16 protein-coding genes and 4 tRNA genes are annotated in these 12763 nt (G+C 64.6%); 17 read left to right on the top strand and 3 right to left on the bottom strand.

Annotation, left to right across the window (positions count from 1 at the left end; genetic code table 11):
• The first annotated feature begins 2 nt into the window (after positions 1 to 2).
• The 4 genes from CH278_RS20445 to CH278_RS20430 all read left to right on the top strand — a co-directional run bounded on the left by CH278_RS20445 (position 3) and on the right by CH278_RS20430 (position 2807).
• The gene (locus tag CH278_RS20445) at positions 3 to 476 is read left to right on the top strand and encodes a DUF3592 domain-containing protein (RefSeq protein ID WP_179274507.1); all 474 of its coding nucleotides are present in this window, start codon (positions 3 to 5) and stop codon (positions 474 to 476) included.
• Positions 469 to 894 carry a glutaredoxin domain-containing protein gene (locus CH278_RS20440; protein WP_094622720.1) on the top strand — a complete coding sequence of 142 codons (426 nt, stop codon included), beginning with the start codon at positions 469 to 471 and terminating at the stop codon, positions 892 to 894. Before CH278_RS20445 ends, CH278_RS20440 begins: the two co-directional genes overlap by 8 nt.
• Before the next feature lie 63 nt (positions 895 to 957).
• Entirely contained in the window at positions 958 to 2097 is a 1140-nt protein-coding gene (locus tag CH278_RS20435; RefSeq protein WP_179274508.1) for a glycosyltransferase family 4 protein, read from the top strand.
• A gap of 14 nt (positions 2098 to 2111) precedes the next feature.
• The gene (locus tag CH278_RS20430) at positions 2112 to 2807 is read left to right on the top strand and encodes a demethylmenaquinone methyltransferase (protein WP_027498286.1); all 696 of its coding nucleotides are present in this window, start codon (positions 2112 to 2114) and stop codon (positions 2805 to 2807) included.
• Between the two features lie 12 nt (positions 2808 to 2819).
• Here the strand turns inward: CH278_RS20430 and CH278_RS20425 are convergent, their stop codons facing one another.
• Positions 2820 to 4067 carry a geranylgeranyl reductase family protein gene (locus CH278_RS20425; protein ID WP_094622718.1) on the bottom strand — a complete coding sequence of 416 codons (1248 nt, stop codon included), beginning with the start codon at positions 4065 to 4067 and terminating at the stop codon, positions 2820 to 2822.
• Positions 4068 to 4361: 294 nt separating this feature from the next.
• On the opposite strand from CH278_RS20425, the gene CH278_RS20420 reads away from it, so the two are divergent.
• A complete protein-coding gene (locus CH278_RS20420) occupies positions 4362 to 5381 on the top strand; it encodes a polyprenyl synthetase family protein (RefSeq protein ID WP_032365250.1) in 1020 nt (339 codons plus the stop codon).
• Between the two features lie 87 nt (positions 5382 to 5468).
• A complete protein-coding gene (htpX, locus tag CH278_RS20415) occupies positions 5469 to 6338 on the top strand; it encodes a zinc metalloprotease HtpX (RefSeq protein WP_094622717.1) in 870 nt (289 codons plus the stop codon).
• A 66-nt stretch (positions 6339 to 6404) separates the two neighbouring features.
• On the opposite strand, the gene CH278_RS20410 is transcribed toward htpX, so the two are convergent.
• Entirely contained in the window at positions 6405 to 6905 is a 501-nt protein-coding gene (locus CH278_RS20410; RefSeq protein ID WP_027498282.1) for a YajQ family cyclic di-GMP-binding protein, read from the bottom strand.
• Positions 6906 to 7080: 175 nt separating this feature from the next.
• On the opposite strand from CH278_RS20410, the gene CH278_RS20405 reads away from it, so the two are divergent.
• From CH278_RS20405 to rplA, 11 genes are all read left to right on the top strand, one after another.
• Positions 7081 to 7163 (top strand) — tRNA-Tyr (locus CH278_RS20405).
• Between the two features lie 183 nt (positions 7164 to 7346).
• Positions 7347 to 7419, top strand: a tRNA-Thr gene (locus CH278_RS20400).
• A gap of 63 nt (positions 7420 to 7482) precedes the next feature.
• Positions 7483 to 7555 (top strand) — tRNA-Met (locus CH278_RS20395).
• An 81-nt stretch (positions 7556 to 7636) separates the two neighbouring features.
• Positions 7637 to 7804, top strand: a complete 168-nt coding sequence (gene rpmG, locus CH278_RS20390) for a 50S ribosomal protein L33 (RefSeq protein ID WP_027498281.1) — start codon at positions 7637 to 7639, stop codon at positions 7802 to 7804.
• 91 nt (positions 7805 to 7895) lie between these two features.
• The gene (gene hadA / locus CH278_RS20385; RefSeq protein WP_048316186.1) at positions 7896 to 8408 is read left to right on the top strand and encodes a (3R)-hydroxyacyl-ACP dehydratase subunit HadA; all 513 of its coding nucleotides are present in this window, start codon (positions 7896 to 7898) and stop codon (positions 8406 to 8408) included.
• Positions 8395 to 8820, top strand: a complete 426-nt coding sequence (gene hadB, locus CH278_RS20380; protein WP_032381278.1) for a (3R)-hydroxyacyl-ACP dehydratase subunit HadB — start codon at positions 8395 to 8397, stop codon at positions 8818 to 8820. The genes hadA and hadB overlap by 14 nt, the downstream gene beginning before the upstream one ends.
• Positions 8821 to 9010: 190 nt before the next feature.
• Positions 9011 to 9083 (top strand) — tRNA-Trp (locus CH278_RS20375).
• Between the two features lie 30 nt (positions 9084 to 9113).
• Positions 9114 to 9575, top strand: a complete 462-nt coding sequence (secE, locus tag CH278_RS20370; RefSeq protein ID WP_032369898.1) for a preprotein translocase subunit SecE — start codon at positions 9114 to 9116, stop codon at positions 9573 to 9575.
• Between the two features lie 64 nt (positions 9576 to 9639).
• The gene (nusG, locus tag CH278_RS20365; protein ID WP_032381279.1) at positions 9640 to 10476 is read left to right on the top strand and encodes a transcription termination/antitermination protein NusG; all 837 of its coding nucleotides are present in this window, start codon (positions 9640 to 9642) and stop codon (positions 10474 to 10476) included.
• A 65-nt stretch (positions 10477 to 10541) separates the two neighbouring features.
• Positions 10542 to 10976, top strand: coding sequence for a 50S ribosomal protein L11 (gene rplK, locus CH278_RS20360; protein ID WP_008713829.1), 435 nt, complete (start codon positions 10542 to 10544; stop codon positions 10974 to 10976).
• Between the two features lie 83 nt (positions 10977 to 11059).
• A complete protein-coding gene (gene rplA / locus CH278_RS20355) occupies positions 11060 to 11779 on the top strand; it encodes a 50S ribosomal protein L1 (protein WP_027498276.1) in 720 nt (239 codons plus the stop codon).
• A 71-nt stretch (positions 11780 to 11850) separates the two neighbouring features.
• On the opposite strand, the gene CH278_RS20350 is transcribed toward rplA, so the two are convergent.
• Positions 11851 to 12762, bottom strand: a complete 912-nt coding sequence (locus CH278_RS20350; RefSeq protein ID WP_032365255.1) for an alpha/beta fold hydrolase — start codon at positions 12760 to 12762, stop codon at positions 11851 to 11853.
• Position 12763 lies beyond the last annotated feature (1 nt).

Here is a 12763-nt window from a genome sequence, read left to right as displayed (position 1 = left end):
CTGTGACCGACACCGAGAGGGGCAGCCGAACTCTGCACAGAATCCGGCTGGTCGTGCTCGTGGTCGCGGTCGCCATCTCGGTTCTGTCGGTCCTCTTGGTGGTCGGTGCCTGGCGAAACGACGTCACCATCGACTCCGACAAGGGCGTCGCGACGGCCGAGGTGCTCTCGGCGGGCAAATTGCGTTCGGCGGTCAGTTTCATCACCCCCGACGGCGTGACCCACAACCCCAGACTCGGCGTGCTGTACCCCACCAACCTCGTCGTGGGTCAGCGCATCGAGGTCGAGTACTACAAGGCGGACTCCGACGACAACGACAGCGACAGCGACCTACTGGTGCGGGTAGCCGGCCGTGACGCCGCGGTAGCGATCGTTCCTGCCGGATCGGTCATCGTCGTCACGTGGCTCATCGCCGGGCCTGCCCTGTTCTGGTTACGTCGCAAGGAGGCCCAGCGCATGGAGGTCCAGGATGCGTAAGGCCAGGCAGTGGGTCATCGCTGCTGTCGCCGCAGTGGCCGGGTTCGCGTTGGTGAACTTCGGCAACGTCGCGTCCTCGATCGTGATCATGGTGCTCGTGGTGGTGTTCCTGCTCGTCCTGACGACTCCGGTGCTGTATCCGCGCTCTGCATCCGACGACGCGTCTCGAGTGGCTGCGACCGAAAAATCGGTGCCGCTGATTTACTGGCGTCCCGGTTGCATCTTCTGCCTTCGGCTGCGGGCTGCGCTGGTCCTCCGCGGAAAGAAGGCCGTGTGGACGAACATCCGCGCAGATGCTGCTGCCGCAGCGCGGGTTCGGTCGGTGAACGACGGGGACGAGACGGTTCCGACGGTGTTCGTGGGCACCGAACACCGCACCAACCCGAGTCCCTCGTGGGTCGTCGAGCAATTCGTGTGACGTTGGCCCACACGTAACGTTGTCCATGCCTGGGCGACTGCGTGGCCACCCACACTGAGGACCGTGCGAGTAGCCATCGTTGCGGAATCGTTCTTACCCAACATGAACGGCGTCACCCACTCGGTGATCCGTGTCCTCGAACATCTCGAGAAGACCGGGCACGACGCCATCGTCGTCGCCCCCGACAACCCGTCGGGACCGCGAGCGGCGACCTGGCACAACGGCGTCCCGGTCCACCGAGTGCCGTCCGTGATGGTGCCGAAGGTCAGCTCCCTGCCGGTCGGTGTTCCTGGCCTCGGGATGGTCTCGGCGCTACGGACCTTCGCGCCCGACGTCGTGCATCTGGCGTCCCCGTTCCTGCTCGGAGCGGGCGGCCTGGCCGCCGCCAACCGCCTCGACGTGCCTGCCGTCGCCGTTTACCAGACCGATGTCGCAGGATTCGCCGCGAGCTACGGCCTCGGCTTGACCTCGAAGGCCGCGTGGCGTTGGACCAGGAGACTGCACCGCGGAGCGGCCCGCACTCTGGCACCGTCCACCTCGGCCGTCGACGCTCTCGAGCAGCACGGCATCCCGCGCGTACACCGGTGGGCCAGGGGAGTGGACGCGGTTCGGTTCGCGCCCTCGGCCGCGTCGGCCACCCTTCGCGGCCGATGGGGAGCAGGCGAAAAGTTGATCGTCGGGTTCGTCGGCAGGCTCGCGCCGGAGAAGCACGTCGAACGGCTTGCCGTGCTGGCCGCAGATCCGTCGATCCAGCTGGTGATCGTCGGTGGCGGACCCGATACTGCAGCACTGCAGGCGTTGATGCCGAACGCGATCTTCACCGGGCAACTCGGCGGCGACGAACTCGCGCAGGCCTACGCCAGCTTCGACATCTTCGTCCACCCCGGCGAACACGAAACCTTCTGTCAGGCAGTCCAAGAAGCCCTCGCCAGCGGAGTGCCCGTCATCGGTCCCGACGCCGGCGGACCCCGCGATCTGGTCTCGCACTGCCGCAACGGCTACCTACTGCCGGTCGACAAGTTCACCGAGCTGCTGCCCAGTGCAGTCGGTGCCCTCGCCGAACCCGCCACCCGCGCCCGCTTCGGCAGCGCCGCCCGCCGATCGGTTCTGCACCGCACCTGGCCTGCCATCTGCGACGAGCTGATCTCCCACTACTACGACGTGCAAGGCATCACAGCGCCACGGGTGACCGAAGCAGCCTGAGTAAGCTGGAGTTCGTGGCCACGACATCGCGCGCAACCCTGGAAAAAGAGCCCCACGAGGTGGCGTCGATGTTCGACGGCGTCGCCCGACGCTACGACATCACCAACACCGTTCTGTCGTTCGGCCAGGACCGCAGCTGGCGCAAGCTGACCCGCCGAGCCCTCGACCTGAAGCCGGGCGAGCGGGTCCTCGATCTCGCCGCCGGCACCGGCGTCTCCACCGTCGAACTCGGACGCAGCGGGGCCTGGTGCGTCGCCACCGACTTCTCCAAGGGCATGCTCCGAGCCGGACTCTCCCGCGGAGTGCCGATGGTCGCCGGTGACGCGATGGCGCTTCCGTACGCCGACGCCAGTTTCGACGCCGCCACCATCTCGTTCGGTCTTCGCAATGTCTCCGACTTCGATGCAGGTCTGCGCGAAATCGCCCGAGTCACCAAACCCGGTGGGCGTCTTGTGGTCTCGGAATTCTCCACCCCGGTCTTCGGCCCGTTCCGCACGGCATACATGGAGTACCTGATGAAGGCGCTCCCCAAAGTCGCTCGCGCGGTGAGCAGCAACCCCGACGCCTACGTCTATCTCGCCGAGTCCATTCGCGCGTGGCCCACGCAGGAGCAGTTGGCTCAGCGCATCGCCGACGCCGGCTGGACCGACGTGCAGTGGCGCAACCTCACCGGCGGAATCGTGGCTCTGCACAAGGCAATTCGGCCCTGAGTCCGCGCGCGGCTACGAAAACGGCGGCCGCGAATCGATTTTCAGTGACGTGGTTCCTGCGGTTCGCCACGTACGAGCGACGAGGTCGCTGTCGGCCTCGGTGACCAGGTTGCCCATGCACCGGACGGCAACTTTCATCAGTGCCCGCGAGCGCATGCCCACCGGGCCCGCTGCGGGCAGGAACCTCGGCACGGTCAGCAGTCCGGCGAGGCGTCGAGCAATGGAGAAGGCTTGACCGTAGTGCTCACGCAGCACAGTCGGCCAGGCGTCGGTCAGGTCGGCGTGATCGAGAAGGTCGACGACCATGCGGCCGCCTTCGAGTCCGTAGTCGATGCCCTCACCGTTGAGTGGGTTCACACACGCTGCGGCGTCACCGATGATCGCCCAGTTCACCCCCGCCACGCCGGAGACCGCCCCGCCCATCGGCAGCAGTGCCGACGCGACCGACCGCAGCTCGCCGGTCAGTTCCCATTCCGACCGCCGCTGCTGGGTGTAGAGGTCCAGCAGGGGACGCAGGGCTCCCGGTGCGGGCCGGGTGGCGGTGGCCAGCGTGCCGACGCCGATGTTGATGTTGCCGTCGTTCAGTGGGAAGACCCATCCGTAGCCGGGCTGCAGCGTGCCTGCGCCGTCGCGCAGTTCGAGGTGTGAGCTGATCCATTCGTCGTCGCTGCGAGCAGACGTGATGTACGCGCGGGCGGCGACGCCGAACGCGGTGTCGCGGTGCCACTGGCGTCCGAGTTGCTTGCCCAGCGTGGACCGGACTCCGTCGGCGACGATCAGAGTGCGGCACGCGATGTCGTGGCTGCCTTCGCCGGTCTGCAGCGTCACCGATCGGACCGCATTTCCGTCGCGGGTGACGGACACCGCTTTGGCACCCTCGGCCATCACAGCCCCGGCCTCGACGGCGACGCGGCGAATGCGGTCGTCCAATTCGGTTCGCGGGACGGCGCTGCCCACGGCCGGGAAAGATCTGCTCGGCCATTCGAGCTCGAGTTCCTGGCCGAACCCACTCAGGCGCAACCCGCGATTGCGCGCGGTACCGCGAACCCATTCACCCAGGCCCAACCGATCGAGTTCGGCGACCGCGCGCGGAGTCAGCCCGTCGCCGCACGTCTTGTCCCGGGGAAAGACGGCCGCGTCGGCGAGTACGACGTCGCGGCCGGAACGTGCTGCCCACGCTGCCGCGGACGATCCTGCGGGGCCCGCGCCCACGACCAACACATCGGTCGAGGAGGGCAGGGCCGGATTGGATGAGGTCACAGATCCCAGTATCCCGATTGCCGCGGTGCTGCGCCGTCAGGGCCTTCGGTCGACCGTTGTCGAGGCCCTGCTCATCGGGGGTGTTCACCGTCGGAGCGGTGACGTCGTTCACTCATTGGCCCTGGAGGGCGCGTCGGGAAGCGACTCGGGCTCGGTTCGGTGAGGGAATAGTCACCTGTGGTGGGCGGCACCGTCGTGCGAGTGTGCACACTAGGTTCACTACGGTAGTACCCGAGCAGCAGTTTCCGTCATCCATCGCCGCTCGACGCCGACGACAGGACAGGGATCAACATCGTGAGTACAGACGACGCGACCGCAGTAACGGTCGTTGCCGGAGTCGACCTGGGTGACCCGGAGCTCGCTCGATCCGTCGCCGACGGTCTCGCGCGCGTCGAAGAGCTGATGATCAGCGAACTGTCCGACGGCGAAGAGTTCCTCACCGAGGCTGCTCTGCATCTGGCGAAGGCCGGCGGCAAGCGATTCCGACCCCTGTTCACCGTGCTGACCGGCCAGCTGGGGCCGTCGCCGACAGATCCCGCGATCGTCACCGCCGCCACCGTGGTCGAGCTGGTGCACTTGGCGACGCTCTATCACGACGACGTCATGGACGAGGCGTCGATGCGCCGCGGAGCCGAGAGTGCGAACTCACGCTGGGGCAACAGTGTGGCCATTCTCGCGGGTGACTACCTCTTCGCACATGCGTCGCGTCTGGTGTCCACCCTCGGACCCGACGCCGTCCGCATCATCGCCGAGACCTTCGCCGAGTTGGTCACCGGGCAGATGCGCGAAACGATCGGGGCCAAGAGCACCGACGATCCCATCGCGCACTACCTGAAGGTCGTGTGGGAGAAGACCGGGTCGCTCATCGCCTCCTGTGGGCGCTTCGGCGGCACGTTCAGTGGCGGCGATGCCGAGCACGTGGGACGCCTCGAGCGCCTCGGTGACGCTGTCGGCACCGCGTTCCAGATCTCCGACGACATCATCGACATCTCCTCGGCCACCGAGCAGTCGGGTAAGACTCCCGGCACCGACCTGCGGGAAGGAGTGCACACCCTCCCGGTGCTGTTCGCGCTCCGCGAGGAAGGTGCCGACGGCGACCGCCTCCGCGAGATCCTGGCCGGCCCGGTCACCGAGGATGCCCTGGTCACCGAGGCCCTGGAGCTGTTGCAGCGGTCACCCGGCATGGTCGCGGCCAAGAAGACCCTCGGCGAGTACGCCGACCGCGCCCACGCCGAGCTCGCACTGCTGCCGCAGGGACCGGCCAACGACGCCCTGGGCCGACTGGTGAACTACACCGTCGAACGCGTGGGGTAGTCGCCCACTCAGTGGTCGGGAACTGCACGTCGGGGTGCCGTCGTTGAATCGGGTAGGAACACCCGGTACGAGGAGGCACCCGTCACGATGAACAGTTACGCCAACGGTGCGAAGACATTCGGCCTGCTGGTCGGGATGTCTGCGCTGATCGTCTTCATCGGGTCGTTGTTCGGTAACTCGATGATTCTGATCGGGTCGATCGTGCTGGCCGTCGGCGTCAACGGCTACGCGTACTTCAACAGCGCGAAGATGGCTCTGAAGTCGATGCACGCGGTGCCGGTGAGTGAGCTCGAACAGCCGGCGATGTACCGGATCGTGCGGGAACTGGCGACAACGGCGCATCAGCCGATGCCCGCGCTGTACGTGAGCCCGACCAACAATCCCAACGCGTTCGCCACCGGGCGGAACCCGCGCAACGCAGCCGTGTGCTGCACCGAGGGCATTCTTCGGATCCTCGACGAGCGGGAACTGCGAGCGGTGCTCGGACACGAACTCTCGCACGTCTACAACCGCGACATCCTGATCTCGTCGGTGGCCGGTGCCATGGCGGCGGTCATCTCGGGTCTGGCGAACCTGGCCTTCTTCGCCAACGTCTTCGGTGGCCGCGGCAACGGGGGACCGAACCCGCTCGCGCTGCTGTTGGTGTCGATGCTGGGACCCATTGCGGCCAGCCTGGTTCGCCTCGCGGTCTCTCGTTCTCGGGAGTATCAGGCCGACCAGTCCGGTGCCGAGCTGACCGGCGACCCGTTGGCGCTGGCGTCGGCACTGCGAAAGCTCGAGCAGGGGGTGCAGCTGGCACCGCTGCCGCCCGAGCCGCGGCTGGCCGCGGAGTCGCATCTGATGATCGCCAATCCGTTCCGCATCGGCGACAAGGCGGGCGCGCTCTTCGCCACCCACCCGCCGATGGCCGACCGAATCGAACGGCTCGAGCGGATGGCCGGCCATCGGCCGTACTGAGCGGAGCCTGCGGCATGTGAGTGGAACTTCGTAGCCTGCTACGAGGTTCCACTCACATGCGGCGCTCTACCGGTAGTTGACGAACTGCAGGGCGATGCCGAAGTCCTCGTTCTTGAGCAGCTGCTGGATTGCCTGCAGGTCGTCGCGCTTCTTGCTGCTCACGCGCAGCTCGTCGCCCTGGATCTGCGCTTTGACGCCCTTGGGGCCGTCGTCGCGGATCTTCTTGGAGATCTTCTTGGCGTTCTCGGTGCTGATGCCTTGCACGAGTTTGCCGGTGACCTTGTAGACCTTGCCGGACGCGGCCGGGTCGTTGGTCTCGAAAGCCTTGAGCGAGACGTCGCGTCGGATCAGTTTCTCCTTGAAGACGTCCAGAGCTGCCTTGACCTTCTCCTCGGATTCGGACGTGATGACGATGGTCTCGGACTCGCCGCTGCCGGACCACTCGATGCTGGTGTCCGATCCTCGGAAGTCGAAGCGGGTCGCCAGCTCCTTCGCGGCCTGTCCGAGAGCGTTGTCCACTTCCTGCCGGTCGACTTTGCTCACTACGTCGAAGGACGAATCAGCCACTTCTCACACTCTCCAGTCGAATCGAAAATTTGTTTCTGCGGTGGTGTCGGTCCACATCCCGCTGGGACTTTATCGGCCCGCTACCGACCGTATCCACCCGGTTTGCGTTCCGGGGGGACGTTCGTTGTATTCTTCTCACCGCGCCGAAGACCAGCACGGACTTCGATCGCAGCACGGCAGATTGCCCGAGCGGCCAATGGGAGCGGACTGTAAATCCGTCGGCTTATGCCTACGTAGGTTCGAATCCTACATCTGCCACACCTGGAACCCCGGCGAGAAATTTTCTCGCTGGGGTTTCCATGTGAAGAGGACATATCAGGGCCGCTGACCTCGCAATTTGGCAGTCGGTGCTCGGAATGTGTAACCTCTTGAAGGCTTCAGCGCACGGCTTGTTCGTGTTCTGAGGTGGAGCCTGCGGAACGAGAGTTCCCGTAGTCACCCGCCCCCTTAGCTCAGTCGGTAGAGCGTTTCCATGGTAAGGAAAAGGTCAACGGTTCGATTCCGTTAGGGGGCTCGCTGGATTGGATGGCTCGACGTCGCGCTCCCGTTCGTGGGATGGTGGACGATGAGCACCTGAGGCGGTGTAGCTCAGTTGGTAGAGCAAACGACTCATAATCGTTGCGTCGCCGGTTCAAGTCCGGTCACCGCTACACAGTAGGCAAGCACGGCAAGTAGCACGCATGAACAGTCCTGATTGACCCAGATCAGATTTACCCGAAAGTAGGCGTCCAGTGGCCTCCTCCACCGATGTGCGGCCCAAGATCACCTTGGCCTGCGAGGTTTGCAAGCACCGCAACTACATCACCAAGAAGAACCGTCGGAACGATCCCGACCGCATCGAGCTGAAGAAGTTCTGCTCCAACTGCGGCACGCACCGGGCGCACCGCGAGTCTCGCTAGGTCCAACTGCCCTTCTGTAAGGGTAGAAAAGGTCGTTTCCACCGTGTCACAAGCACCACACGATGCTGCGGCATCATCTGAAATTCCGGCCATGGATGTATCCGCTCACGCGGCGTCCATGGTCGGTTTTCATTACCGCGTCGACGACTTCTACGAGGTCGGCCGCGAAAAGGTCCGTGAGTACGCGCGTGCGGTCCAGGACTTCCATCCCGCGCATCACGACGAGGACGCAGCGAAGGGCCTCGGTTACGACGGTCTCCTCGCGCCCCTGACCTTCATTTCGCTGGTCGGCATCATCGCGCAGACGCGGATGTTCAAAGAGGTCATCACCGGGTACGACCCGAGCCAGATTCTGCAGACCGATCAGCGGCTGCAATTTCACCGCCCGATTCAGGTCGGCGATCGACTGGTGTGCGATGTGCACCTCGAGTCGTTCCGTCAGATGAGTGGCAGCGACATCATGACCACCAAGAACATCGTCACCGACCAGAACGGCGAGGTCGTGCAGACGACGTGGACGACCATCGTCGCGCGTACCGGCGGCGAGGTCGACGAGAACATCGCGCACGCGGTCAAGGAAGTGATCATGCATGGCGCTTCGTAGCTTCGACGACGTCTCCGTCGGATACGAGTTGCCGGAGCGAATCGTCATGCTCACGCGCGGCGATCTGGTGAACTACGCGGGTGTCTCGGGAGACCCGAACCCTATTCACTGGAGCGACGAGGTCGTCCGCCTGGCCGGCCTGGACAACGTGATCGCGCACGGCATGCTGACGATGGGCCTCGGTGCCGGGTTCGTCACGTCGTGGCTGGGTGATCCCGGTGCGGTCACCGAATACAACGTTCGCTTCACCAGCTCGGTCTACGTGTCCGAGGACTCCGCGGCTGCGGTCGAGTTCTCCGGCAAGATCAAGTCGGTGGATGCGGACGAGAGAACTGCCGTCATCGCTATCGTGGCGAAGTTCGAGGGCAAGAAGATTTTCGGGCGAGCGACCGCTACGGTTCGCTTGGCCTGATGATGGGTCGATCCGGACGGCCACCGAGCTGCCGGAACGACGGGATTTATCTGTTCCGAAGGGTGTGCAGTACACTGAGATTTCTGGGGTAATCCAGCGCTGTGCGCTGCCCGCGTCCTCCTCGGAGGTTGTGTGGGTTCGCGTGAATGCGTCGGGTGGACACCAGAGCGGCCGAGAAGTTTTCGGCCGAAGGGGCGTAGCTCAATTGGTAGAGCAACGGTCTCCAAAACCGTAGGTTGCAGGTTCAAGTCCTGTCGCCCCTGCCCAAGGTGTCAGCAACTGAGAGGAACGACGTGAGCGAGGAGCGCGGTAAGCGCGACGGTCGATCGGAGGAGTTCGAGAACTCCTCGGCTCCAGACGACGTCGCACCTGGCTCCGAGGGCCGTCTCTCCGATGCTGACACAACCGCAGATGATGCCGCTGCAGGCGCAGTGGCTCCCACCGGCAAGCGTGCGTCCGGCAGGTCCCGTGGCAGCGCCGCCGGCGTGTCGATGACGAAGGCCGCGCCCGCGAAGGCCGCTTCGGGCAAGGCTCGATCCGGCAAGGCCAAGCTCGACAAGCGACCGAATGTGTTTCTGCGTCTGCTGCAGTTCTTCCGCGAGGTCGTCGCCGAGCTTCGGAAGGTCATCTGGCCGAACAAGAAGCAGATGGTCACCTACACCACCGTCGTGCTCGTCTTCCTGGCGTTCATGGTCGCGTTCATCAGTGGCCTCGATCTGCTGTTCATCAAGGGCGTCGGCTGGCTGTTCGGTTGACCGAACGCAGTTGCCGTGACTTTCGACGATCGAACCGAGCAGGAACTAGAGAAAGGGTGCTGACGTGAGCACGCCGCACAACGACGCCACCGAAGTGGCCGCATTCGACGCCGATGTCGAGGCGACCAAGCAGGGCCTCGAAGCGGAGCAGGCCGCTCAGGACCGCGAGACGGACGAAGCAATCAAGGCCGATGTCGCCGCTGCCGCCGGGGACGACGTTCCCGCCGAAGGCGACGAGACATCCGAGGTCTCCGCTGACGTCGACGTCACTGCAGAGCCCGAAGACCCCGTTGCCGAGATGAAGGCGGCTCTGCGCCGCGCTCCCGGTGACTGGTACGTCATTCACAGCTACGCCGGATACGAGAACAAGGTCAAGGCCAACCTCGAGACCCGTGTGCAGAACCTCGACGTCGGTGACTACATCTTCCAGGTGGAGGTTCCCACCGAAGAGGTCACCGAGATCAAGAACGGCCAGCGCAAGCAGGTCAACCGCAAGGTTCTGCCAGGCTACATCCTGGTCCGCATGGAACTGAACGACGAATCCTGGGGTGCGGTTCGCAACACTCCCGGCGTCACCGGTTTCGTCGGCGCGACGTCACGTCCGTCGCCGCTGACCATCAACGAGGTCGTCAAGTTCCTCATGCCTCAGGAAGGTGCCAAGAAGGACGCGAAAGCGGCCGCAGGCACTGCCGAGCAGGGCAGCGAGACCACGTCGAAGCCCACCATCGAGGTCGACTTCGAGGTCGGCGAGTCGGTCACCGTCATGGACGGCCCGTTCGCGACCCTCCCGGCCAGCATCAGCGAGGTCAACGCAGAGCAGCAGAAGCTCAAGGTGCTGGTATCGATCTTCGGCCGTGAAACCCCGGTCGAGCTCGGCTTCACCCAGGTCTCCAAGATCTAGAAGCCGACCGCACAGACTTGCAGTAGCAACCGCAAGAAACCCGAGCGAATACAAGGAAACAAGACATGCCCCCGAAGAAGAAGAAGCTAGCCGGGATCATCAAGCTTCAGATCCAGGCCGGTGCCGCCAACCCGGCACCGCCCGTCGGCCCCGCACTGGGCCAGCACGGCGTCAACATCATGGAGTTCTGCAAGGCGTACAACGCCGCGACCGAGTCGCAGCGCGGCAACGTCGTGCCCGTCGAGATCTCGGTCTACGAGGACCGTACGTTCGACTTCAAGCTGAAGACTCCTCCCGCTGCCAAGCTGCTCCTCAAGGCTGCAGGCGTGGCGAAGGGCTCCGGCGAGCCGCACAAGACCAAGGTCGCCAAGGTGACCATGGATCAGGTGCGCGAGATCGCCAAGACCAAGCAGGAAGACCTCAACGCCAACGACATCGACCAGGCCGCGAAGATCATCGCCGGTACTGCTCGCTCGATGGGCATCACGGTCGAAGGCTGATCTTCAGCCTCTCCAAGCATCACACGTGGGAGAGCCGGCCAGGCTCGTCAACCACTCTGAACTCGAACGAAGGACAGTAAGACATGGCAAAGCGCAGTAAGGCCTACCTCGAGCAGGCCGCCAAGATCGACCAGGACAACCTCTACTCGCCTCTGGAAGCCGCCAAGCTGGCCAAGGAGACCGCGTCGAGCAAGTTCGACCCCACCGTCGAGGTCGCAGTGCGACTCGGCGTCGACCCCCGCAAGGCAGACCAGATGGTGCGCGGCACCGTCAACCTTCCCCACGGCACCGGCAAGACCGCTCGGGTTATTGTTTTCGCCGCTGGTGAGAAGGCTGCTGAAGCCGAGGCAGCAGGAGCCGACGTCGTCGGTGCAGAAGATCTGATCGAGCGCATCCAGGGCGGATTCCTGGACTTCGACGCCGCTATCGCGACCCCCGATCAGATGGCCAAGGTCGGCCGCATCGCCCGTGTCCTCGGACCGCGTGGCCTGATGCCGAACCCGAAGACGGGCACAGTCACCAACGATGTGACCAAGGCCGTCAACGACATCAAGGGCGGAAAGATCAACTTCCGCGTCGACAAGCAGGCCAACCTGCACTTCGTCATCGGCAAGGCTTCGTTCGACGAGACCAAGCTGGTCGAGAACTACGGTGCCGCACTGGACGAGATCCTGCGTGCGAAGCCGTCGTCGGCGAAGGGTCGCTACGTCAAGAAGGTCACCGTTTCGACCACCACCGGACCCGGCGTCCAGGTCGATCCCAACCGCACTCGCAACCTCCTCGAGGACGACGCGAACGCGTAATTTCTTCAGCTCCGAACGAAGGCCGGTCTCCCTGTGGGAGGCCGGCCTTCGTCTTTCTGTCCTGGCGAGAATCAGGCTGCGTTCGCGCGAGCGAAGTTGGCCAGCACGAGGCCGCTGATCCGGTCGAGCAACGCGGCCGGCAGGTCGTGTGCCATGCCCTCGATGAGGGTCAGCTCCGCGCCGGGAACCGCCCGGGCGATGGCCTTGCCACAGGCCGGCCGCACCAGTCGGTCCGCGGTCCCGTGGATGACGGTCGTCGGTGCGTCGATCTTCTGTGCGTAGGGCTTGAGGCTTCCGGTACCGGTGATGGCCGCCATCTGCCGAATGACTCCGGACGGGTTGTAGTTGCGTTCGTACATCACCTGGGCGATCTCGAGCTGCTCCTCGAGCGGGGTCCGGAACCCGGGGGAGCCGATCGTGGAGAGCGTCTTCGCCGAATGCGCGATGATCTCGTCCTTCGTGGCGTCCTTGCCGACGCCACCGATCAACGGCAGTAGTGCCCGGGGATCCGGCGGTGGTAGGAATGCCTCGTTGGTGCTCGAGAACAGAATGGACACGGACTTGGTTCGCTGCGGGTAGCTACCGGCGAACACCTGCGTGATCATGCCGCCCATCGAAGCGCCGACGACGTGCGCGGAGTCGATGTCGAGGTGGTCGAGTACGCCGACCGCATCGGCGGCCATGTCGACGATCGTGTACGGGACGTCCGACGACATTCCCAGTTCGTGCCGGAGGAGCCGAAGAATCTGCCAGCCGTGCACCTTCCTGCCCGTCATCTTCGTCGACAGCCCGATGTCGCGGTTGTCGATGCGGATCACCCGATAGCCGGCGTCGACGAGACGCGTGCAGAAGTCCATGGGCCACAGCGTCAGCTGCGCGGACAGACCCATGATCAGCAGTACGGCGGGGTCGTCGACCGAACCCATGTCCTCGTACGCGATGTCGATGGAGTTCGACGGCGCGATGCCTTGTTCGATTCTCATG

The sequence above is a fragment of the Rhodococcus sp. 05-2254-5 genome (genome assembly GCF_002258575.1).
GTDB classification, from domain to species: domain Bacteria; phylum Actinomycetota; class Actinomycetes; order Mycobacteriales; family Mycobacteriaceae; genus Rhodococcoides; species Rhodococcoides fascians.
Note: the sequence above shows the minus strand (reverse complement) of the source record. Positions and strands in the feature narration are given on the sequence as shown.